The sequence below is a fragment of the Kluyvera genomosp. 2 genome (assembly GCF_036759865.1).
In the GTDB taxonomy this organism is placed as follows: domain Bacteria; phylum Pseudomonadota; class Gammaproteobacteria; order Enterobacterales; family Enterobacteriaceae; genus Kluyvera; species Kluyvera ascorbata_B.
Map to the genome: position 1 here is coordinate 1 of NZ_JAPKIA010000021.1, position 21,406 is coordinate 21,406.

Sequence of the window (21,406 nt, forward strand, 5' to 3'; positions counted from 1 at the left end):
CCCGGCGGCTTGTAATCCGTTGTTCCGTGTCAGTGGAGGCGCATTATAGGGAGTTCTGAGACGTTGACAAGCCCTGTTTTAAAAAAACTTTTCAAGCGTCTCTTTTTTGAACAAATCAGGATGAAACAGGCAGTTTTTCGAGCGTTTCAAAGCCATAACGGCGTAAAACGGGTAAAAGTTGCTCAGTTTCCGCCGTGAGCGCCATGCAGTAGGCCAGATTCGGTTCACTGGATTTCGCATCCGGTGCCTCATGCTCAAGCAACCAGGCCGTTCGACGCGCAATCGCCGCACCGGAATCCACCAGTCGGGTACCCTCCGGCAACACCTGCAGCAGTTCCTCTTGTAATAGCGGGAAGTGGGTGCAGCCGAGCACGACGGTATCCGGCGGCTCCGGCATACGAAGCCATGGGCGAAGAATGCGCTTCAACTCGTCGAGTGGCACCGGTTCGCCGTGCAGCTTCGCTTCAGCCAGCTCCACCAGCTCTGCAGAACCGAGCATCTCTATACGGCATTCGTTAGCAAAGCGGGCGATCAGCTCATGCGTATAAGGACGCTTCACCGTCCCTCGCGTTGCCAGCAGCCCGACGATACGGTTCGCCGAAAGACGCGCCGCCGGTTTAATGGCCGGGACTACGCCCACAACGGGGAAGCCGAAGTGCTCACGCAGCGCGGGCAGCGATACCGTGCTCGCCGTGTTACAGGCGATGACGGCCAGCGCTAATGGATAACGCTGCTGTACCGCAGTGACGATTTCAACAACGCGCTCAACGATAAACTCTTCACTCTTCTCGCCATACGGGAAAGCGACGTTATCGAACGCATAGATGTAATGAAGATCCGGCAAGAGATGCCGGATCTCATCGTAGACCGACAGCCCACCTACGCCGGAATCAAATACCAGCACGGTGGGACGTGGTTCAGAAGGTGTAGCTGCCAGACAAGGTGTATTCCCGTCCTGCAGTTTGGTAGCCATAAACTGTCTCGTAATCTTTATCGAACAGGTTAGCTATTTTACCACGAACTGTCAGGTGTGAGGTGACCGGATACGATAATCCGATGTCCCATAAGCTCACGCCGCCCATTTTTACATCACGATTATTGTCATAATCATTATCGTAGCGCTCACCCAGGTACTGATACATGACATTCCAGCCAAGATCGTAAACCTGTCCGGTCAGCTCATACTTCACCTGCTGCTTAGCGCGGCGATAAAGCACCTTGTCAGTTTGGTCATCACGTGGATCGACGTATTGCAGCGTCAGATGATGCTCCACTGGACCGGTGGCGATATTCCCCGTCCATTCAAGCCCCTTAATGGTGGCCGACTTCACGTTGATGTACTGATTGTTTTTGTAGTCAATCAGGTTCTGGATTTCGTAATGATAAGCCGACAGACGCCAGTCCAGCGGACCGGTTAACCCTTCAAGACCCGCTTCCCATTGCTTAGACTCTTCCGGTTTCAGGTCAGGGTTAGCGGCAATGCCCGGCCCATAGGATGAAGCAAAGCGCGTCGCCCCAAACTGTTGCCCCAGAGAAGGTGCCAGGAAGCCAGTACCATAAGAGAGCGTGGCCCGATAGCCATCGACAAACTGCCAGCCTGCGGCCGTTTGCCAGGTGCCGTGCCAGCCGAACTGCTCATCATGATCTTCACGTCCGGAAGCTTCTAAGGTGACGTCGCCAAGCTGCTGCTGCCCGGTCAGGTATAGCCCGGTCGTATCGCGCTTATAGACATCCGATAACGTGGTGCTGCTGGACGTCAGTTTTTCCTGTTTCCAGTCGACGCCGCCGCTAATCGCCCCGTGCCCAACTTCAACGTTATTCCCCCACTGGATATAACGCTGTTCCATATTGTCCAGCGTCGCATCCCCGGCATAGCGGCCGAGATCGTTGCTGTAGTTGTAATTTTTCAGGTGTTGGTAGTTCGCAATCAGCTGGGAAGAGTAAATACCCGAGCTGTAGCGTAGGCCCGTATCCCAGGACTGCGTATAGTTCTGCGCCTCGTCGTTACCGCCCGCATACCCATAAGAACCCTGATCGTAATCGCTGTTAGCGGTATAGCCATAGCCACGGAAAAAGCCGGAGAAGTTATCGTCGAACTTATGCTGTACGCCGCCCCAGAACAGTTTATTGCGATAGCCGTCACGGTCGCTATCACCGCTGTAAGGGGAATCCGGCTGAACGTTGAAGCCGTGAGTCGTCTGGTAAGCCCCAGCCGCCGTCACCAGCGTGTCGCCAAAGCGTTTGTTCACCGCGCCATCATAAGTCTGATAGCCGTTAGTACCCGCACCGGCATTAATCTGAGCGTGCTCATCGTCGGTCAAGGTAATAATGTTGACGACACCGCCGATCGCGCCAGACCCGTACACCGCTGAACGCGGCCCACGGATATACTCAATGCGCTGCACCAGCGATACCGGAATCTGCCCAATATCAATGCCATTGGAAATGCCCGCACGCGCCATAGGCACGCCGTCAATCAGCACCAGCACGTGGCGTCCTTCGGTACCGCGGACATAAAGAGAAGCGCTCTGCCCGATACCGCCATTCTGAGCGATATCAACGCCCGGCAGGCGGCGCATAACGTCGTTCAGATCTTTAGATTGCCAGCGCTGAATATCATCACGCGTAACAATATCCGTAGGAGCCAGAACGGTATTAACAGGTTGTTGGAAGCGGTTGGCGGTCACCACCAGCGTGTCTGAATTGCTGTCTTGCGCCCAGCCAGAAAATGCCGTGACGGATAACGCCGTCAGCAGCGAAGCTTTTTTAATCATTTTTAAAGCATCCGAAACATAAAAAGGATGCCGCAGGCTTTATACGTTGTTCGCGACGATAAAACCCCATGCGACGTCATCCGGCAGGTCTTCGGGCTTGGAGGCGACATCGGAAAACGAGGACTTCCCACGGCAAGCCGCAGTGTCTGCATCGGGTGCATTCGTTTCCCACCTTCCTTACCGCTGCGCGTCAGCCCCAGATTCACACTGGATTCCCTTTTAACTCACAGGACCGGTACGGGGATGCTACATTTAGTTACATATAGATGTCCAGACTGCTATTTATGATTTTCACCTGTCTCGGTACTGGACATCCCCTGAGCAGGCCCTACAATCCCCGCGTACTTTTATTATTCAGGATGCATCATGACCCCCGAACACCTCCCTACCGAACAGTACGACGCTCAGCTCGCCGAGAAAGTCACTCGCCTGCAAACGATGATGGCGCCGTTTAGCGCGCCCGCGCCGGAGGTGTTCCGCTCGCCGGTCAGCCACTACCGCATGCGCGCCGAATTCCGCATCTGGCACGATGGTGATGACCTGTATCACATCATGTTCGACCAGCAGAGCAAAAGCCGTATTCGCGTCGACACGTTCCCGGCGGCCAGCGAGCTGATTAACACGCTGATGACCGCCATGCTCGAGGGCGTGCGCGGCAACCACGCGCTTCGCCATAAGCTGTTCCAGATTGACTACCTCACCACCCTAAGCCATCAGGCGGTAGTCTCGCTGCTGTACCATAAAAAGCTGGATGACGAGTGGCGTGAAGAGGCTGAAGCGCTACGTGACGCGCTGCGGGCCAAAGGGCTTAACGTGCATCTGATTGGCCGCGCGACGAAAACAAAAATCGAACTGGATCAGGACTATATCGATGAACGCCTGCCGGTGGCAGGCAAAGAAATGATCTACCGTCAGGTGGAGAATAGCTTCACGCAGCCGAATGCTGCGATGAACATTCACATGCTGGAGTGGGCACTCAACGCCACGCAAAATTCACGCGGCGACCTGCTGGAACTGTACTGCGGTAACGGTAACTTCTCGCTGGCGCTGGCGCGCAACTTCAACCGCGTGCTGGCCACTGAAATCGCCAAGCCATCGGTCGCGGCCGCGCAGTACAATATCGCCGCCAACCAGATCGACAACGTGCAGATTATCCGCATGGCGGCAGAGGAGTTTACGCAAGCGATGAACGGCGTGCGTGAGTTTAACCGCCTGCAGGGCATCGATCTGAAAAGCTATCAGTGCGAAACGATTTTCGTCGACCCACCGCGCAGCGGGCTGGATAGTGAAACCGAGAAAATGGTGCAGGGGTACCCGAATATTCTGTACATCTCCTGTAACCCGCAGACGCTATGCCAGAACCTGGAAACCTTGAGCCAGACGCATAACGTTAGCCGCCTGGCGCTGTTCGACCAGTTCCCATACACCCACCATATGGAATGCGGCGTACTGCTCACGAAGAAGTAAGACTTAACGTAGGCCGGATAAGCGAAGCCGCCATCCGGCAATCTGCTCCGTCAGCGCCGGATGACGCTGCGCTTATCCGGCCTACTGATTAGGACTCGTGTTTGCGGTTACGCATCCGGTAACCGATCCAGAAGACCATCGCTACCGACAGTACCGCCGGGAAGAAGTTAGACCCGATGTCCGGATACTCGGCACGCACCACGGTGCTATACAGCAGCACGCCCAGAATAAAGCAGGCAGCAGCAAGGCCTGGCAACCCCACCGGCATCGTACGGTTCTGATAGCGTTGATGCAGACAGTAAACCGTCAGCACCAGCGAGATAATGGGAAAAACGGAGAAAGGTACGATGGAGCTAAACAGGGCTGCAAACGTGCCGTTAATCGATAAGCCAGCCAACAGCGCCAGCAGCAGCGTACCCTTTTCTTGACCTGACAGTTTCATTGCTCGTTTACCACCTTATTCGGACTGATGTGTCGTCTTCTCTTGTTCACGGCGATACCAGTAGTACGCGCCTTTTGAGATCATCCGTAATTGCAGCACCAGCCGTTCTTCCAACTGCCGGCGCTGTTCAGGGCTCACGTCCAGCGCCTCGGCCCCTGCGCTAAATACAATGGTTACCATCGCCTCGGCCTGCGCTTCCGTGAAGGCACGCGGCATATGGTTTTCGATTTCCAGATAGTCAGCAAGTTCCGCAATGAAATGCTGAATTTCACGCGCTACCGCCGCGCGAAATGCAGCGGACGTTCCTGAACGTTCGCGCAGAAGCAGGCGGAAGGCGTTTGGATTATTGCCGATAAATTCCATAAAGGTCGAAACGGAGGTACGAATAACGCTACCGCCTTTGGCAATCCGCTGGCGCGCCTGACGCATCAGCTGACGCAGCATCAGGCCGCTTTCATCGACCATCGTCAGCCCCAGCTCATCCACATCGCGGAAGTGGCGATAAAAAGAGGTTGGCGCAATTCCTGCCTCACGCGCGACTTCGCGCAGGCTCAGGCTGGCAAAACTACGTTCGGCACTAAGTTGACTGAATGCCGCTTCTACCAGCGACCGCCGGGTTTTTTCTTTTTGTTGCGCTCTAACACCCATCACGATGACTGAATCCTTCCACATGACCTGCTGGCACTATACCAGAGATTAAAACGAATCGACTTACGCAGCTTTGTTAATGATTGTTTACATGCTATTTATGCTATTTCGTATGAAAAAAGCCCAACGATAATTGGGTTATTACTTCGATGATGTTATGATTCTGTTGCTTTTATGTATAAGAACAGGTAAGCCTTACCATGCCACATTCCTACGATTATGATGCAATAGTAATTGGTTCCGGCCCCGGCGGCGAAGGTGCTGCTATGGGTCTGGTGAAGCAGGGAGCCCGTGTCGCCGTTATTGAGCGTTATCATAATGTCGGCGGCGGCTGTACCCACTGGGGTACCATTCCTTCCAAAGCCCTTCGCCACGCCGTCAGCCGTATTATCGAATTCAACCAGAACCCTCTCTACAGCGACCACAGCCGACTTCTCCGCTCTTCCTTTGCCGACATCCTGAATCATGCCGATAGCGTAATCAATCAGCAGACTCGTATGCGTCAGGGTTTTTATGAGCGCAATCACTGCGAAATGCTGCAGGGCGACGCCCGTTTCGTCGACGAACATACCATCGCGCTGGAATGCCCGGATGGGTCGGTTGAAACATTAACCGCTGACAAGTTCGTGATCGCCTGCGGCTCGCGCCCGTATCGTCCGGCCGATGTCGATTTCACTCACCCGCGCATTTATGACAGCGACTCTATCCTGAGCCTGCACCATGAACCTCGCCACGTCATTATTTACGGCGCCGGGGTTATCGGCTGCGAATACGCGTCTATCTTCCGCGGTATGGACGTGAAGGTTGACCTGATCAACACCCGCGACCGCCTGCTGGCCTTCCTCGACCAGGAGATGTCAGACTCGTTGTCTTACCACTTCTGGAATAGCGGTGTGGTCATTCGCCACAACGAAGAGTACGAGAAAATTGAAGGCGTGGACGATGGCGTGATCATGCACCTGAAGTCCGGCAAAAAGCTAAAAGCCGACTGTCTGCTGTTCGCCAACGGCCGTACCGGCAACACCGACTCGCTGTCGCTGGAAAACATCGGCCTACAGGCCGATGGCCGCGGTCAGTTGAAGGTCAATAGCCTGTACCAGACCGCGCTGCCGCACGTTTACGCCGTCGGCGACGTCATCGGCTATCCAAGCCTGGCCTCCGCCGCCTACGATCAGGGACGTATTGCTGCACAGGCGCTGATGAAAGGCGAAGCGACCGCTCATCTGATTGAAGATATCCCGACCGGGATCTATACCATTCCTGAAATCAGCTCCGTCGGCAAAACCGAACAGCAGCTGACCGCGATGAAGGTGCCGTATGAAGTGGGCCGCGCCCAGTTTAAACATCTGGCGCGAGCGCAAATCGTGGGCATGAGCGTAGGAAGCCTGAAGATCCTGTTCCATCGGGAGACGAAAGAAATCCTCGGCATTCATTGCTTTGGGGAACGCGCGGCCGAAATTATTCACATCGGCCAGGCGATTATGGAGCAGAAAGGTGGCGGTAACACCATTGAGTACTTCGTTAACACCACCTTTAACTACCCGACCATGGCAGAAGCCTATCGGGTCGCTGCGCTAAACGGTTTAAATCGCCTTTTTTAACGTCTTTTCGAAATGGCCGTCCATCGTCTCACGGACGGCCTCTGCCAGCTGCTCATAGCGGCTGCGCAGCGGCGACCCCGGTCGATACACCAGCCCCACGGTGCGGCGCGGTTCCGGCTTAATGCACGGCAGGTAGACCACACCATCGCGTTTCCGCTCCGGCGGCACGGCCAACGCCGGCAGTAGGGTAATCCCGCTGCCTGCCGCCACCATATTGCGCAGGGTTTCCAGACTGGTCGCGCGGAAGTGAGTATCTTCATCCGCACCGGCTTCAAAACAGAAACCCATGGCCTGATCGCGCAGGCAGTGGCCATCTTCCAGCATCAGCAGTTTCTCACCGGCCAGATCCGACATCGGCACGCGATCGCGCTCGGCCCACGGGTGATCTTCATAGATCGCCAGCAGCATCGGCTCATCAAACAGCGGCACCTCAATAAAGGCTTCGCTCTCTTTGACCAGCGCCAGAATGGCGCAATCCAGCTTACCGCTATCGAGCTGCGCCAGCAGCTGATGGGTTTGCGCTTCATGCAGATACATTTCGAGCTTCGGGAACGTCTGGTGCAGCATCGGGATTATGTGGGGCAGCAGGTACGGGCCAACGGTCGGGATCAGGCCGATATGCAGCGGGCCGGACATCGTCTCCCCCTGTTGGCTAGCCATCTCCTTCAGCACTTTGACCTCGCGTAACACCGTACGCGCCTGGTCCACCAGCAGCAGTCCGGCCTGGGTAAACAGCACCTTGCGGCTGGTACGCTCCAGCAGCATCACGCCCAGTTCATCTTCCAGTTTTCGAATCTGCCCGCTCAGAGTTGGCTGGCTGACGTGGCAGGAATCTGCCGCCCGGCGGAAATGCCGGTGTTCAGCTAACGCCACCAGGTATTCAAGATCGCGAATATTCATTATTCATCCTCCATCGCCACGATAGTTCATGGCGATAGATAGAATAGCAATGAATGATTATCCCTATCAAGGATTCTGTTTAATAATAAACCACAGAAACCGCGCGGTCCTTGTTTAACCCTTGAAGTCATCGCGCCGATTTCTGAGTTTCTCTCAAAACTCGACTAACTAAAGCCAACATGAACGTTTGCGGGCCCCGTGGCCCGCTTTTTTTACGCATAAAAAACCCGGCGTTGCTTACGCTTGGCCGGGCTACTGATATTAGTGCCTGATGGCGCTACGCTTATCAGGCCTACAAAACATGGCTACGCAAGGCGAGCCTTTGCGTCGCTAATCGCCTGCGCCACCTGTTTCGGTGATATGCCGCCTTTCGCCGCACGCTTATCGAGGCAGGATTGCAGCGACAGAATCGGATAGACATCTTCGCCAATCACCGCGCTGAATTTTTGCAAATCAGCCAGCGCCAGATCTTCCAGCGGTTTACCCTGTGCAATGGCTTCGACGACGGCTTCACCCACAATATGGTGTGCTTCACGGAACGGGACGCCCTTGGCAACCAGATAATCCGCCAGTTCAGTCGCGTTAGCATAACCCTGCTGCGCGGCTTCCTGGCAGCGCGGGCGTTTCACCTGAATGCCGTCCAGCACCAGCGCCGCCATGTGCAGACAGTCCATCCAGGTATCCAGCGCATCGAACACGCCTTCTTTGTCTTCCTGCATGTCTTTGTTATAGGCCAGCGGCAGCCCTTTAAGGGTCATCATCATGCCGGTCAGCGCACCCTGCACGCGTCCGCATTTACCGCGGATCAGCTCCAGCGCGTCCGGGTTTTTCTTCTGCGGCATCAGAGAAGAGCCTGAGGTCACGCGATCGGACAGCTCAACAAAACCGGCTTCCCCGGTATTAAAGAAGATCAGATCTTCGGCGAAGCGTGACAGGTGCACCATGCCGATAGAGGCGTTGGAAAGCAGCTCCAGCACGTGGTCACGGTCGGAAACGCTGTCCAGGCTGTTGCGGGTTGCAGAAGCAAAGCCCAGCCAGCCGGCCAGCTGTTCACGGTCGATTTCATACGCGGTCCCCGCCAGCGCGCCGCAGCCCAGCGGGCTAACGTCCAGACGCTTCAGGGTATCCTGAAGACGGCTTTCGTCACGGGCCAACATCTCAACGTAGGCCAGGCACCAGTGGGCAAACGTCACCGGCTGCGCGCGCTGCAGGTGAGTATAGCCCGGCATCACTGCGTCCTGATTCGCCTGCGCCGTCTCAACCAGCGCACTTTGCAGCTGACGGTTAGCCACCAGCAGCTCTGCAACGGTATCTTTGCACCACAGCTTCAGGTCAGTCGCCACCTGATCGTTACGGCTACGGCCGGTGTGCAGCTTTTTACCCAGCTGACCCACTTTGTCGATCAGCTTGCCTTCTACCCAGCTATGGATATCTTCAGCATCGCTTTCCAGAATCTGCTGCGGATTGGCACGAACCTCTTCCAGCAGCACGCCCAGCGCGCTTTCCAGCTGAGACTGTTCGTCAGCGGTCAGCACGCCAACCGTCACCAGCGCTTTGGACCAGGCAACAGAGCCAACGATATCCTGCTCCGCCAGGCGATAATCAAAGCGTAAAGAGTCATTGAACTGTTTGAACCGCTGATCCGCTGCCTGAGTAAAACGCCCACCCCAAAGTGCCATAACATGCTTCCTTAATTTCTTCGATTTCACTGCCGGATGGCGCTACGCTTATCCGGCCTACAGGTTCTGTTCACGCAGGCCGGATAAGGCGTTTACGCCGCCATCCGGCACACAAATGTTTAAGCCAGAATACGCGTACCAATCGGCGTGCCGTTAAACAGCGCCGGCAATTGCTCCGCGTGACGCCATGAAGCGATATCCACCGGGCGACCCAGCGTACGCGCCGCATCAAGCGCCGCGTTCACCTTCACAATCATTCCATCGGTAATAATGCCCTGGTCGATCAGCTGTTCAGCCTTCGCCGCCGTCATTTCGGCAATACGCTGGCCTTTACCGTCGAGAATACCGCTCACATCGGAGAGCAGAATCAAGTCGGCGCCCAGCGTTGCCGCCAGCGCGGTTGCCGCCTGGTCAGCGTTGACGTTCATTAGTTGCCCTTCGTCGGTCACGCCAATTGAGCTCACCACCGGCAGGAAACCGCCTTCCAGCAGCAGATTAATCAGCTTCGGCGAACCCGGCTGCGCCAGGCCCACGTGGCCCAGCTCTTCATCCAGTTTGCTGACCTTCACGCTGTCGCCGTCGCCGAGGAACAGGCCAACGGAGGCGATATCATGTTTCTTCGCCCATGCCAGCAGCGTTTTGTTGGCGGTACCCGCCAGTGCGCCGGTGATGATGTCAATCTGGTCGGCTGGCGTGACGCGCAGGCCATTTTTCTTTTTTACCGGCAGGTTGAGCTGTTTCATCAGTTCGTCCACCACGCAGCCGCCGCCGTGAACAATCACCAGCGGGCGTTGATGCGACTCGCGGTAGTTAACCAGCGCGGTAAACAGACGCTCCAGCGCCTCTTCGCTATCCAGTAACACGCCGCCCAGTTTGATAATTAATGGATTCATCATCGTCACACCTTAAATAAGAGACTGCGTCTCAGCAAAGCCGAAACGGATATTGGCACACTGCACGGCCTGTGCGGCGGCGCCTTTCAATAAGTTATCTTCGGTTGCTACCACGATCAGGTGTTCGCCCTGAACGGCAAAACCGATGTCGCAGAACGGCAGGCCCACCACGTTTTTCAGCGCCGGAACGCCCTTCTCGTATAAACGCACCATCGGCTTGTCGCCGTAGGCCTGTTGTAAAGCGTCCGCCACCTGCGCCTGGCTTACGCCCGGTTTCAGACGGCAGGTAATGGTTTCCAGAATCCCACGCGGGAAGTTGCCCAGATGCGGGGTAAAAATCACCTCGGCGCCTAAATGGCTGGCAATTTCCGGCTGATGGCGGTGGGTAAATACGCCGTACGGCTGCAGGCTAACTTCGCAGAAGCTGTTGGAGATCGCTGCTTTACGCCCAGCACCGCTCACGCCGCTGGTCGCATTGATCACCGGCCACTGAGAGAGATCCAGCAGATCGGCATCAATCAACGGTTTCAGGGAAAGCTGCGCCGCCGTGGGGTAGCAGCCCGGCACCGCGATAAGCGTTGCCTCTTTCAGTTTATCCGCGTTCCACTCCGCCAGACCGTACACCGCCTGCTCCAGCAGTTCGGGGTACTGATGGGTAAAACCGTAATATTTTTCGTAGAAGGCACCGTCATTGACGCGGAACGCCCCGGAGAGGTCGAACACCACGCAGCCCGCCGCGAGGAACTGCGGCGCCAGATCGTGGCTGACTTCATGCGCGGTGGCGAGAAACACCACGTCTACGCCCGCGCTAAATTCGCTGATATCGGACATCGGCTGCAGCGGCAGATCGACAATCCCTTTTAACTGTGGATGCAAATCTGAGATTAACTTTCCTGCATCATTGCTTTGCGCTGAGACCGTCAAAGCGGTTATGTTCATATGAGGATGGCGATTCACATAGGTCACAAGCTCTGCGCCAGCGTAGCCGCTCGCGCCCACAATCAGCGTATTCAACATCGGGGCCGTTTACCTTCTTATGTCTGTTTGCCTGATTAAGCGTCGTCACTTCACCCTACCGTTGGTGGGTTTTCTTACGCCTAATGATAATGTATTTTTATTCACAAATACTGCATGAATATTGATACTATCACGACCCGAGGTGTGTCAACAATGAAAAACAATTTACCACCATTTATCGAGATTTACCGTGCGTTGATCGCCACCCCGTCCATCAGCGCAACCGAAGAAGCGCTCGATCAGAGTAATGCGTCTTTAATCACTCTGCTGGCAGACTGGTTCTCCTCTTTAGGCTTCAATGTTGAGGTGCAGCCGGTCCCCGGCACGCGCAATAAATTCAACCTGCTGGCCAGCACCGGCCACGGCGCGGGTGGGCTGCTGCTCGCCGGTCATACCGACACGGTACCGTTTGATGACGGGCGCTGGACTCGCGATCCGTTCACCCTGACCGAACACGACAACAAGCTCTACGGCCTCGGCACCGCCGACATGAAAGGTTTCTTCGCTTTTATTCTCGATGCGCTGCGTGATGTGGATGTGACGACGCTGAAAAAACCGCTGTACATTCTGGCAACGGCAGATGAAGAGACCAGCATGGCGGGGGCGCGTTACTTCTCCGAGTCCACCGAGCTCCGTCCTGACTGCGCCATCATCGGCGAGCCGACGTCCTTACAGCCGGTGCGCGCACACAAAGGCCATATGTCGAACGCCATTCGCGTGATGGGCCAGTCTGGCCACTCCAGCGATCCGGCGCGCGGCGTCAACGCTATTGAAATCATGCATGACGCCATTGGCCGCGTGATGCAGCTGCGCGATTCGCTAAAAGAACGCTATCACTATGATGCCTTCACCGTGCCATACCCAACGCTAAACCTCGGCAGCATTCATGGTGGCGATGCCTCCAACCGCATCTGCGCCTGCTGTGAGCTGCACATGGATATCCGTCCGCTGCCGGGCATGACGCTGGGCGATCTCAACGGTCTGCTGGATGAAGCGCTCGAGCCGGTCAGCGCGCAGTGGCCTGGGCGCCTGACGGTCAGCGAACTGCACGCGCCTATCCCTGGCTACGAATGCCCGCCGGATCATCAGCTGGTTGAAGTGCTGGAAAAACTGCTCGGTACCAAAACCGACGTCGTGAACTACTGCACCGAAGCGCCGTTTATCCAGACCCTGTGCCCGACAATCGTCCTCGGCCCGGGCTCGATCAACCAGGCACACCAACCGGACGAATACCTGGAAACCCGCTTTATTAAGCCGACGCGCGAGTTAATTACCCAGGTGGTGCATCACTTCTGCTGGCACTAATGAATCTTGCCCGGTGGCGCTACGCCAACCGGGCCTACCCCCGCCCGTAGGCCGGATAAGCGCAGCGCCATCCGGCATCTCTAAGCCGCGATCTCCCTCACATTTTCATAAGCATTTCTTATCTGGCACGAAGCGAATTAACTTTCGTAAATTGCCGCGATTTATTCGTTTGCTGAAGCGATTTCGCAGCAATTGACGTAAGGGTTTTTACGTGGCTTTATAAAAGAGGTGTCTTTATTCCGGCCTTTCGTTCCAAAGGGCGGGATATAACAAAATAAAATGAGATGGGGTGTCTGGGTTAATGAACGAACAATATTCCGCGTTGCGTAGTAATGTCAGTATGCTCGGTAAAGTGCTAGGCGATACCATCAAGGATGCGCTTGGTGAGAACATTCTTGACCGTGTAGAAACGATCCGTAAGTTGTCCAAATCTTCTCGTGCTGGCAACGAAGCCAATCGCCAGGAGCTGCTCAGCACGCTGCAGAACCTGTCTAACGATGAACTGCTGCCGGTCGCCCGCGCGTTCAGCCAGTTCCTTAACCTGGCCAACACCGCCGAACAGTACCACAGCATTTCGCCGAAAGGCGAAGCGGCAAGCAACCCGGAAGTGATTGCCCGCACTCTACGCAAACTCAAAGACCAACCCGATCTCAACGAAACCACCATTAAACAGGCGGTTGAATCCCTGTCACTGGAGCTGGTGCTGACTGCCCACCCAACCGAAATCACGCGTCGTACGCTGATTCACAAGATGGGTGAAATCAACAACTGCTTGAAACAGCTCGATAATAACGATATTGCCGACTACGAACGCAACCAGATTATGCGCCGCCTGCGCCAGCTGATTGCCCAGTCATGGCATACGGATGAAATTCGTAAGCATCGTCCAAGCCCGGTTGATGAAGCAAAATGGGGCTTTGCGGTGGTTGAAAACAGCCTATGGGAAGGCGTGCCTAACTATCTGCGCGAACTTAACGAACAGCTCGAAGAGAACCTTGGCTATCGCCTGCCGGTCGACTTCGTTCCGGTACGCTTTACCTCCTGGATGGGCGGCGACCGCGACGGCAACCCGAACGTCACCGCAGAAATTACCCGTCACGTCCTGCTGTTAAGTCGCTGGAAAGCCACCGACCTGTTCCTGAAAGATATTCAGGTGCTGATCTCCGAGCTGTCGATGGTGGAATGCACCGACGAGCTGCGCGAGCTGGTTGGCGAAGAAGGCGCAACCGAACCGTACCGCTACCTGATGAAAACCCTGCGCAGTCAGTTGATGGCCACCCAGGCCTGGCTGGAAGCGCGTCTCAAAGGCCAGCGTCTGCCAAAACCGGCGGGCCTGATCAGCCAGAACGAACAGCTGTGGGACCCGCTGTACGCCTGTTATAAATCACTACAGGCCTGCGGTATGGGCATTATCGCCAACGGCGAACTGCTCGACACCCTGCGTCGTGTGAAGTGTTTTGGCGTCCCGCTGGTACGTATTGACGTCCGCCAGGAAAGCACCCGTCATACCGAAGCGCTGGGCGAGCTCACCCGCTACCTCGGCATTGGCGACTATGAAAGCTGGTCTGAAGCCGACAAACAGGCATTCCTGATCCGTGAACTGAATTCTAAGCGTCCGCTGCTGCCACGCAGCTGGGAGCCGAGCAACGATACCCTCGAAGTGCTCAAAACCTGTAAAGCGATCGTCGACGCGCCGCAGGGTTCCGTCGCCGCTTACGTGATCTCAATGGCCAAAACGCCGTCCGACGTGCTGGCGGTTCATCTGCTGCTGAAAGAAGCCGGGATCACCTTCGCACTGCCGGTCGCTCCGCTGTTCGAAACGCTGGACGACCTGAACAACGCCGATGACGTGATGACCCAGTTGCTCAACATCGACTGGTATCGCGGCTTCATTCAGGGCAAACAGATGGTGATGATTGGCTATTCCGACTCCGCAAAAGATGCGGGCGTAATGGCAGCCTCCTGGGCGCAATATCAGGCACAGGACGCATTGATCAAAACCTGCGAAAAAGCAGGCATTGAGCTGACGCTGTTCCACGGCCGCGGCGGTTCTATCGGGCGCGGCGGCGCGCCGGCCCATGCCGCGCTGCTGTCACAGCCGCCGGGGAGCCTGAAAGGCGGCCTGCGCGTGACGGAACAGGGCGAAATGATCCGTTTCAAATACGGTCTGCCGGAAGTCACCGTCAGCAGCCTGTCGCTGTATACCAGCGCTATTCTGGAAGCAAACCTGCTGCCGCCGCCGGAGCCAAAAGAAGAATGGCGCGGCATTATGGACGAGCTGTCCGACATCTCGTGCGAGATGTACCGCGGCTACGTGCGTGAAAACAAAGATTTCGTGCCTTACTTCCGTTCCGCTACGCCGGAGCAAGAGCTGGGTAAACTGCCGCTGGGTTCTCGTCCGGCCAAACGACGTCCGACCGGCGGCGTTGAATCTCTGCGAGCCATTCCGTGGATCTTTGCCTGGACGCAAAACCGCCTGATGCTGCCCGCCTGGCTGGGTGCCGGTGCCGCGCTGCAAAAAGTGGTGGAAGACGGTAAGCAAAACGCGCTGGAAACGATGTGCCGCGACTGGCCGTTCTTCTCTACCCGTCTGGGTATGCTGGAAATGGTCTACTCGAAGGCGGACCTGTGGCTGGCGGAATACTACGATCAGCGTCTGGTGAAACCTGAGCTGTGGGCGCTGGGCGCCGAGCTGCGCGAGCAGCTGGAAGCCGATATCAAAGTGGTACTGGATATCGCTAACGATGCACACCTGATGGCCGATCTGCCATGGATCGCCGAATCTATCCAGCTACGTAACATCTATACCGACCCGCTGAACGTCCTGCAGGCCGAACTGCTGCATCGCTCGCGTAAAGCGGAAGAAGAAGGTCTGGAACCAGACCATAACGTCGAACAGGCGCTGATGGTCACCATCGCCGGCGTCGCGGCGGGTATGCGTAACACCGGTTAATTCCGCGTACGTTGCCGGAAGGCGCTGCGCTTATCGGGCCTACGTGGATTGCCGACATCCTTTGTAGGCCGGATAAGTCGCTTGCGACGCCATCCGGCACCGCGCCAACAGGTTTGTCAGCAATCTGAAAAGGCCACATTCTTTGTGGCCTTTTTTTATCCCCTCGGTTAAGGTTTCTTCGTTGTTCATCACGACAGGGAGCCTCATGTTTTACGACATCAATCCGCTGCTTTCCCAGATTGCTTCCGGCATTACGCCACTGCAAAAAATTCATTTCGCGGTTAACCACACGCCTTTGCCAGAAATGGCGTTTAAGGTCGATTTTCCGCGTCTGGAGATCCTGCTGGAGGGGCAGCTCGCCGACGCAGGGCTGGGCGATGACGCCCCCTGCATGAACGCGCTCGAGGCGCTTTACGTACCTGCGGGCGGCTGGAACTTTCCCCAGTGGCAGTCCTCCGCCACCACCCTCAGCATCCTGTTTGGCAAGCAACAGCTGGGCTTTAGCGTTCAGCAGTGGGACGGCATGTGGTTGCAAAACCTCGCAAAACAGCACGTCGCCCGTCGCGGGCCACGCATTGGCTCTTTCCTGCTGCAAACCATGAGCGAAATCCAGATGCAGCCGCAGGAACAGCAAACCGCCCGGCTGATTGCCACCAGCCTGGTCAGCCACTGTGCCGACCTGCTCAGCAGCCAGATCCAAACTGCCTCACGCAGCCAGGCGCTATTCGATGCGATTCGCGAGTATATTGATACCCATTTTGCCGAGCCGCTCACCCGTGAATCGGTAGCGCAAGCGTTCTATATTTCGCCAAACTATCTGTCACACCTGTTCCAGAAAAGCGGCATTATGGGGTTTAATGAATACCTCAATCATACCCGCCTGGAGCACGCCAGGCGGCTATTGAAGGGGTATGATTTAAAGGTCAAAGAGATTGCCCACGCCTGCGGATTTATCGACAGCAATTACTTCTGCCGACTGTTTCGCAAAAACACCGCGCGCTCGCCGTCGGAGTACCGCCGCCAGTACCACAGCCAACTGACTATGTCAGAATAATATGCGTCTGCTGCGGCGCGGAAAGCAGCTTACGCACCGCGCTCATGACCTTCTGCGGCTCGCGTAAAAAGGCGCTGATGCCTGATTGTACATAGCGGCTTTGCGTAAAACGATCGCTGCCGTTCAGTTCAATATCGGTAATCAACAGCACGGCATCGGCGCGGCGGATATCCTCTTCCGTAAGCGCATTTTCAATCCCCAGCGCGCCCTGGGTTTCAATTTTTATCGTCCACTTTTCCTGCTGACAGAGCTTCTCCAGACGTTCAGCCGCCATATAGGTATGGGCCACGCCGCTTACGCAGGCGGTTACCGCCACTAACATTCGTCCGCTCGTTGCCGCCATCGTCCCCTCCTTGCAGAAAATAAACGCTGGCGGGCGCAAAAATCTTTCGCGCCCGCCAGTCTGTCGGTACCTATGGTATCGAGGTTATGCTTAGGCGCTCTGCGCTAAGTGTGCCTCAATTTTATTCATAATAGCGTCAGCACGCCTCACTGCGTCGCTAATATTCACCCGCACAATGGTTTTACCGGCAAAGCGCTCTTCAAACTTAATGCCGATATCCTTGGTCAGAATCACCATATCTGCTGCCGCCACATCGCTCTGCGTCAGCTCATTTTCCTGACCAATCGACCCCTGTGTTTCGACCTTCACGTTCCAGCCCTTTGATTTCGCCGCGCTTTCCAGCGCTTCTGCGGCCATGTACGTGTGTGCTACGCCGGAAGGACAGGCCGTTACCGCAATAATATTGGTCATAATCTCTACCTTCTCAATCAGTTAATTTCGAAATCTAAATCCAGGTCGTCTTCTTTTTCGACCATCGCTTTTTTGTTCTTACGTGCCAGACTCTTCAGCAGGTTGACGCTGACGGCGGTGACGACTGCCCCTACCACAATTGCCAGCAGATAACCCAGCTTGCCCTCCACCACCGGCAGGACAATCAAACCGCCCCAGCCGGCGTAGCACTGCGCACCCATTAACGCCGCGGTTACCGCACCACAAACGGAGCCCAGCATGATTGACGGGATAACGCGCAGCGGGTCGGCGGCGGCGAACGGAATCGCCCCTTCGGTCACGCCCACGCAGCCCATCACCAGCGCCGCTTTACCGGCTTCACGTTCTTCATTATTGAAATTCTTACGGTTAATCAGCGTCGCCAGCCCCAGACCCAGCGGCGGCACGCAGATCCCCACCGCGGCAATCGCCACCACGGTATACACCCCCTGCGACACGCAGATCAGCATGAAGGCGTAGGCGACTTTATTCACCGGGCCACCCATATCGAACGCCAGCATCAGGCCCATGATCACCGCCAGCACGACGATACTGCCCTGCTGCATCCCTTGCAGCCAGTGGGTCAGACTGGTGGTCAGCAGACCAACCGGTTCACCCAGCCCCCACATCATGACCCCTGCGGTAATGAAGGTGCCGGCGATAGGAATCACGAAGATAGGCATCACCGAGCGCAACACTTTGTGCACCGGAATTTTCTTCAGGTAGTAGACGACGATACCGCCGATAATCCCGGCGATCAGCGCGCCAAAGAAGCCCGCACCAAAGCTGTTGCCCACCCATGCGCCGATGGCGCACGGTGCCAGCGCGGAGCGCTCGGCGATGGAGTAACCGATATAGGCCGCGAGGAATGGCACCATCAGCGTCAGGCCCGCGACGCCAATATCAAACAACTTTTTCAGGTTAGGATCGGTAGCAGCATCCGGTACGGCCCCCTTGCCGTACAGCATGACGGAGACCGCCAGCAAAATGCCGCCCGCAACCACAAACGGGATCATATGCGACACGCCAGTCATTAAGTGCTGACGGGTGTTTTTGAGTATGTGCACCAATTCTTTCATCAGTCGCTCCTGGGCTTCTTTGGCCCATGTCCATTAAGGTGTTGTGACAAACAATAGGCAATTGGCGACGGGGCAGACAGTGGATAAAAAGTGCATTTACTGGATTTTTGTAATGTCAGAAGAAAAATGCGAGCGACCTCAAAAGTTCACCCGCTTCCCTTCTTTATAGGGGAAGAGAGCAACCTGTGAGGTTGCTCTCATTTTCCAGCAGACCATACATTTGTCCAGTTTTTGGCATAATTGTCAGATAGCGATGCCGATGGCAAGCCCCCTATTCTGTTGCCTATAACGAATGATTGGGAGAGAAGGCTATGGCGTTGGTTATTGAATTTGTCTGTGAATTACCGAACGGCGTTCACGCCCGTCCGGCCAGCCATGTTGAGACGCTGTGCAACACGTTTCGCTGTGATATTGAATGGCATAACCTGCGCACCGACCGTAAAGGCAACGCCAAAAGCGCACTGGCGCTGATTGGCACCGATACCCTGGCGGGCGATAGCTGCCAGCTCATCATTCACGGCAGCGATGAACAGGCCGCCCACCAGCGCCTTTCCGTCTGGCTAAAAGACGAGTTCCCGCTGTGCGACGCACCGCAGGCGCAGGCTGACTGCATTGAGCAGGCCCCCCTGCCAGAATCGTTAACCCGGCTGAACCCAACGCTGTTCCGCGCTCAGCCCGTTTGCAGCGGCAGCGCGGGCGGTACCTTAACCCGCCTGGCCGCGCTGGATCTCAATAACCTCAGCGATCTGCCATCGGCTCAAAGTCCGGAACAGGAGCAATCTGCGCTGGACGCCGGGCTGACCCGGCTGGTCAGAACGCTGGAACTGCGCCTGTTGGACAGCGACAGCACCGCCAGCGCCATTCTTGAAGCACACCGTTCGCTGGCGACCGACGCCTCGCTGCGCCAACACCTGTTGGCGGGCGTTAACGGCGGCCTAAGCTGCGCACAGGCCATTGTCGAGAGCACCAACCACTTCTGCGCCGAATTCACCCGCTCTAGCAGCAGTTATCTACAGGAACGCGCGCTGGATGTGCGCGATGTTGGCTTCCAGCTGCTCCAGCATATCTACGGCGAACAGCGTTTCCCTGCACCAGGGCAGTTGACCCAACCGGCTATTTGCATCGCAGAAGAACTGACCCCAAGCCAGTTCCTGGAGCTGGATAAAACGCGACTGAAAGGGCTGCTGCTGCAAAGCGGTGGTACCACGTCACACACGGTTATTCTTGCCCGTTCGTTCAACATTCCGACGCTCGTCGGTGTAGATATCGACGCCATGACACCATGGCAAAACCAGACGGTGTACCTAGACGGTAACGCCGGTGCGGTCGTCGTCGCGCCAACGGAAGCGATCGCCCGCTACTATCAGCAGGAGGCCCGCATGCAGGCCGCTATTCGCGAACAGCAAAGCGAGTGGCTGCATAAAGAAGCGCGCAGCGCTGACGGCATCCGTCTGGAAGTGGCCGCCAACATCGCGCACTCCGTCGAAGCACAGGCGGCTTTTGGCAACGGTGCAGAAGCGGTCGGTCTGTTCCGCACCGAAATGCTGTATATGGACAGGGCCAGCGAGCCGAGTGAAAGCGAGCTGTACAATATTTTCTGCCAGGCACTGGAGTCCGCCAACGGACGGAGCATTATTATTCGCACGATGGACATTGGCGGCGATAAACCGGTGGATTACCTTAATATTCCGGCGGAGAACAACCCGTTCCTCGGCTATCGCGCGGTGCGTATCTACGAAGAATACTCGGCGCTGTTCACCACTCAGCTACGCGCCATTCTGCGCGCGTCGGCACACGGTAGCCTGAAAATTATGATCCCAATGATCTCCTCGATGGAAGAGATTCTGTGGGTAAAAGAAAAGGTCGCCGAAGCCAAACAACAGCTGCGCAGCGAGCACGTACCGTTTGATGAACGCATTCCGCTAGGCATCATGCTGGAAGTACCGTCGGTCATGTTTATCATCGATCAATGCTGTGAAGAGATCGATTTCTTCAGCATTGGCAGTAACGACCTGACGCAATACCTGCTGGCGGTCGACCGCGATAACGCCAAAGTGACTCGCCACTACAACAGTCTGAATCCGGCCTTCCTGCGCGCCCTCGACTACGCCGTGCAGGCGGTACATCGCCAGGGCAAATGGATTGGTCTTTGCGGCGAGCTGGGCGCGAAAGGCTCGGTGCTGCCGCTACTGGTCGGCCTCGGTCTGGATGAAATCAGCATGAGCGCACCGTCAATTCCGGCCACCAAAGCCCGCCTGGCACAGCTCGACAGCCGCGCCTGCCGTCAGTTGCTTAACCAGGCGATGGCCTGCCGCACTTCGTTGGAAGTCGAACATCTGCTGGCGCAGTTCCGCATGAGCCAACAGGACGCGCCGCTGATTACCCCACGCTGCATTTCGCTGGATAACGACTGGCGCAGCAAAGAAGAGGTGCTCAAAGGGATGACCGACAATCTGCTGCTCGCCGGGCGCTGCCGCTACCCACGCAAGCTGGAGGCTGACCTGTGGGCGCGAGAGGCGGTGTTCTCCACCGGGCTGGGCTTCAGCTTCGCCATTCCGCACAGCAAATCTGAACATATCGAACAATCGACCATCAGCGTCGCACGGCTGCCCGCACCGGTGACCTGGGGCGATGAAGAAGCGCAGTTCATCATTATGCTGACGCTTAACAAACATGCCGCGGGCGACCAGCACATGCGCATCTTCTCGCGCCTGGCACGCCGCATTATGCACGAAGAATTCCGCAACTCTCTGGTTAACGCCGCCTCTGCCGACGCTATCGCCAGTCTGCTGCAACATGAACTGGAACTTTAAGAGGAACGA

At 56.3% G+C, this 21,406-nt stretch carries 17 protein-coding genes and 1 riboswitch; of the genes, 6 read left to right on the top strand and 11 right to left on the bottom strand.

Going from position 1 to position 21,406, the window contains the following annotated elements; translation table 11 throughout:
* Positions 1-115: 115 nt before the first annotated feature.
* Entirely contained in the window at positions 116-973 is an 858-nt protein-coding gene (murI, locus tag V6942_RS20015; RefSeq protein ID WP_106929415.1) for a glutamate racemase, read from the bottom strand.
* Positions 918-2,774 (bottom strand): TonB-dependent vitamin B12 receptor BtuB, encoded by a 1,857-nt coding sequence (btuB, locus tag V6942_RS20020; RefSeq protein ID WP_106929414.1) that lies wholly within the window; start codon positions 2,772-2,774, stop codon positions 918-920. Before btuB ends, murI begins: the two co-directional genes overlap by 56 nt.
* A gap of 64 nt (positions 2,775-2,838) precedes the next feature.
* A riboswitch (cobalamin riboswitch) is annotated at positions 2,839-3,026 on the bottom strand.
* Between the two features lie 114 nt (positions 3,027-3,140).
* On the opposite strand from btuB, the gene trmA reads away from it, so the two are divergent.
* A complete protein-coding gene (gene trmA / locus V6942_RS20025) occupies positions 3,141-4,241 on the top strand; it encodes a tRNA (uridine(54)-C5)-methyltransferase TrmA (protein ID WP_106929412.1) in 1,101 nt (366 codons plus the stop codon).
* Between the two features lie 88 nt (positions 4,242-4,329).
* Here the strand turns inward: trmA and V6942_RS20030 are convergent, their stop codons facing one another.
* Positions 4,330-4,683 (bottom strand): YijD family membrane protein, encoded by a 354-nt coding sequence (locus V6942_RS20030; RefSeq protein WP_106929411.1) that lies wholly within the window; start codon positions 4,681-4,683, stop codon positions 4,330-4,332.
* A 15-nt stretch (positions 4,684-4,698) separates the two neighbouring features.
* Positions 4,699-5,334: an HTH-type transcriptional repressor FabR gene (gene fabR, locus V6942_RS20035; RefSeq protein ID WP_106929409.1), complete on the bottom strand. Its 636-nt coding sequence runs from the start codon at positions 5,332-5,334 to the stop codon at positions 4,699-4,701.
* Positions 5,335-5,531: 197 nt separating this feature from the next.
* Here fabR and sthA point away from each other — a divergent pair, with 197 nt between their 5' ends.
* Positions 5,532-6,932, top strand: coding sequence for a Si-specific NAD(P)(+) transhydrogenase (gene sthA, locus V6942_RS20040; RefSeq protein WP_106929407.1), 1,401 nt, complete (start codon positions 5,532-5,534; stop codon positions 6,930-6,932).
* On the opposite strand, the gene oxyR is transcribed toward sthA, so the two are convergent.
* From oxyR to argC, 4 genes are all read right to left on the bottom strand, one after another.
* Positions 6,915-7,832, bottom strand: coding sequence for a DNA-binding transcriptional regulator OxyR (gene oxyR / locus V6942_RS20045; RefSeq protein ID WP_106929406.1), 918 nt, complete (start codon positions 7,830-7,832; stop codon positions 6,915-6,917). The two genes, sthA and oxyR, sit on opposite strands and share 18 nt — an antisense overlap.
* A 305-nt stretch (positions 7,833-8,137) precedes the next feature.
* Positions 8,138-9,511 carry an argininosuccinate lyase gene (argH, locus tag V6942_RS20050; protein WP_333501734.1) on the bottom strand — a complete coding sequence of 458 codons (1,374 nt, stop codon included), beginning with the start codon at positions 9,509-9,511 and terminating at the stop codon, positions 8,138-8,140.
* A gap of 119 nt (positions 9,512-9,630) precedes the next feature.
* Positions 9,631-10,407 carry an acetylglutamate kinase gene (argB, locus tag V6942_RS20055; protein ID WP_106929402.1) on the bottom strand — a complete coding sequence of 259 codons (777 nt, stop codon included), beginning with the start codon at positions 10,405-10,407 and terminating at the stop codon, positions 9,631-9,633.
* A gap of 9 nt (positions 10,408-10,416) precedes the next feature.
* On the bottom strand, positions 10,417-11,421 hold the full coding sequence (gene argC / locus V6942_RS20060) for an N-acetyl-gamma-glutamyl-phosphate reductase (RefSeq protein ID WP_106929400.1): 1,005 nt from the start codon (positions 11,419-11,421) through the stop codon (positions 10,417-10,419).
* 153 nt (positions 11,422-11,574) lie between these two features.
* Here argC and argE point away from each other — a divergent pair, with 153 nt between their 5' ends.
* From argE to V6942_RS20075, 3 genes are all read left to right on the top strand, one after another.
* Entirely contained in the window at positions 11,575-12,726 is a 1,152-nt protein-coding gene (argE, locus tag V6942_RS20065; RefSeq protein WP_106929399.1) for an acetylornithine deacetylase, read from the top strand.
* Positions 12,727-13,027: 301 nt separating this feature from the next.
* A complete protein-coding gene (ppc, locus tag V6942_RS20070; protein ID WP_182929714.1) occupies positions 13,028-15,679 on the top strand; it encodes a phosphoenolpyruvate carboxylase in 2,652 nt (883 codons plus the stop codon).
* 205 nt (positions 15,680-15,884) lie between these two features.
* Positions 15,885-16,733, top strand: a complete 849-nt coding sequence (locus V6942_RS20075; protein ID WP_333501735.1) for an AraC family transcriptional regulator — start codon at positions 15,885-15,887, stop codon at positions 16,731-16,733.
* Here the strand turns inward: V6942_RS20075 and V6942_RS20080 are convergent.
* From V6942_RS20080 to V6942_RS20090, 3 genes are all read right to left on the bottom strand, one after another.
* Positions 16,720-17,076, bottom strand: coding sequence for a PTS fructose-like transporter subunit IIB (locus V6942_RS20080; protein ID WP_223878958.1), 357 nt, complete (start codon positions 17,074-17,076; stop codon positions 16,720-16,722). The two genes, V6942_RS20075 and V6942_RS20080, sit on opposite strands and share 14 nt — an antisense overlap.
* A 90-nt stretch (positions 17,077-17,166) precedes the next feature.
* Positions 17,167-17,487 (bottom strand): PTS fructose-like transporter subunit IIB, encoded by a 321-nt coding sequence (locus tag V6942_RS20085; protein WP_333501736.1) that lies wholly within the window; start codon positions 17,485-17,487, stop codon positions 17,167-17,169.
* Positions 17,488-17,504: 17 nt separating this feature from the next.
* Complete coding sequence (locus V6942_RS20090; RefSeq protein WP_333501737.1) at positions 17,505-18,584, bottom strand: PTS fructose transporter subunit EIIC; 1,080 nt, start codon at positions 18,582-18,584, stop codon at positions 17,505-17,507.
* A 311-nt stretch (positions 18,585-18,895) separates the two neighbouring features.
* Here V6942_RS20090 and ptsP point away from each other — a divergent pair, with 311 nt between their 5' ends.
* Positions 18,896-21,397, top strand: coding sequence for a phosphoenolpyruvate--protein phosphotransferase (gene ptsP / locus V6942_RS20095; RefSeq protein ID WP_333501738.1), 2,502 nt, complete (start codon positions 18,896-18,898; stop codon positions 21,395-21,397).
* The last annotated feature ends 9 nt before the right edge of the window (positions 21,398-21,406 follow it).